Annotated in this window: 2 protein-coding genes; both read left to right on the forward strand. The window is 47.9% G+C overall.

Going from position 1 to position 1,930, the window contains the following annotated elements:
- Positions 1-123: 123 nt before the first annotated feature.
- Positions 124-966, forward strand: coding sequence for a hypothetical protein (locus tag H8S07_RS14195; RefSeq protein WP_186856269.1), 843 nt, complete (start codon positions 124-126; stop codon positions 964-966).
- A 131-nt stretch (positions 967-1,097) separates the two neighbouring features.
- Positions 1,098-1,930: sigma-70 family RNA polymerase sigma factor (locus tag H8S07_RS14200; protein ID WP_186856270.1), on the forward strand; the 833-nt coding region annotated here is incomplete at its 3' end.

Raw genomic sequence — 1,930 nt, forward strand, 5'->3', positions numbered from 1 at the left:
GCGCAGGGCGTAAAGGACGCGCTAAAGGGCAATGCTCCAAGGGTGAGCACTGGAGGCAGAGCAACAGAGTCGGACTTGATCCGGTCAGCATTTGCCAGGAACGCACGTTAGAGGTAAATAAACATGGCAATTAATTTAGTGACAAAGTTCACAGATCACGTGGACGAGCTTTTTACAGCGGAGAGTAAAAAATCTCTGTTAACAAACAATGACTACGACTGGACAGGGGCGCACACAATCAAAGTGCATAAAGTAAACACTGTCAGCATGAACGATTACGACAGAGCCGGAACAGGTAAGAACACTTCCAGATTCGGCGTACTGGGAAAAGTAGAGAACGAACTGGAAGAGTTTACACTGAGAAAGGATAGATCCTTTACCTTTGTTATTGATAAGATGGACAGGGACGAGACCGGAGGCGTGCTGTCCGGAGCTTCAGCACTGGCAAGACAGCAGCGGGAGATCATTATCCCGGAAGTTGACCAGTACGTATATGCTGAAATGGCAGCGAACGCCGGGACAAAGGTCGTAGACGTAACTCTGACAGAATCAAACATTTATGACGAGATCATCAAGGGTACAGAGCTTTTGGATGATGAGGACGTGCCGGACACAGAAAGAGTGCTGACGGTCGTCCCGGAAGTATACCGCATGATGAAGAAGTGCCCGGATCTGTCGCTTGATTGTGACGTGACAGAGAAGCAGCGTTTAAGCGGAGTTATAGCAATGGTGGATGGTATGGACGTTGTAAAGATCTCCAAGAAACGTATGCCGGCAAATGCCGGGTTTATGATCAGTCACCCGGTCGCAACGGTAGCGCCTACCAAGTTAGAAGATTATAGAGTGCATCAGGATCCACCGGGAATCTCTGGCGAACTGGTAGAGGGACGTATTGTTTATGACGCGTTTGTTCTTGATAATAAGAAAAAGGCGATCTACTACGTAGAGAACAAACTGGCAGTATAAAGGTGATTCGCTGACAGCGGTCAGCTTATCATATATAAGGCAAGCCGAGCTTTAGAAATCAAAGTGACGGGAGTACCACTCTGACGCATTGCGCGGGGTGGTATTTCTGTATCCAGACAGGAGGGCATACAATGGAACAGCGGACAAATGAACAGCTTGTAACTCTGATCAGAGCCGGGGAAGATCCGGCAGGGAATATGCTTAAGCTGTGGGAACAGAACAAGGGCTTTATTGCGAAGATGGCGCGGAAGTATTCCGGTTATGCCGAAATGGATGATTTGATGCAAGAGGGATACCTGGGGCTTAATGCTGCAGTTGAACATTACAAGCCGGATCAGGGGACCAAGTTCATCAGCTATTTATCCTTTTGGTTGAAAATGAGAATGCAGAGGTACATAGAGAATAATAGCACTGTGCGCCTTCCCTCCGGTCTGTACGATGATGTAATAAAGTATAAGCGTATCCGTCAGGAGTATTTGACAGAATATGGAGCAGAGCCCACAGAACTGGAAATAAGGGCGTTACTTGGCGTAAGTGGTAAAGAGCTCGAACGCATTGAAGAGAACGCAAAGCGGGGCAAAATCCGAAGCCTGAGCGAGCCAATAGGAGAAGAAGAGGACAACTATACACTGGGCGATACTTTGAGGACCGGGGAAGATCTGGAAGCGGACGCAATCCGGAGACGGGACCATGAACTAATGAGCGCGGAGCTCTGGGAGGTGATTAGCAAGCTCCCGGAGAATCAGGCTCTTGTGATTGCCGGTAGATACCAGGATAAACGCACACATGAATCATTGGGGCATGAGATGGGATGTTCTTTCCAGTATAGCCAGTATTTAGAACGGCAGGCACTAAGGACACTTAGAAGACCGCACATAAGCAAAAAGTTTCGCCCATATTTCGAACAGTATATAACACCTTACCCAATTTATCATGTTGGAATTGAGAGTTTCCAGCGCACGGG

The organism is Dorea hominis (assembly GCF_014287705.1).
Classification (GTDB): Bacteria; Bacillota; Clostridia; order Lachnospirales; family Lachnospiraceae; genus Dorea_D; species Dorea_D hominis.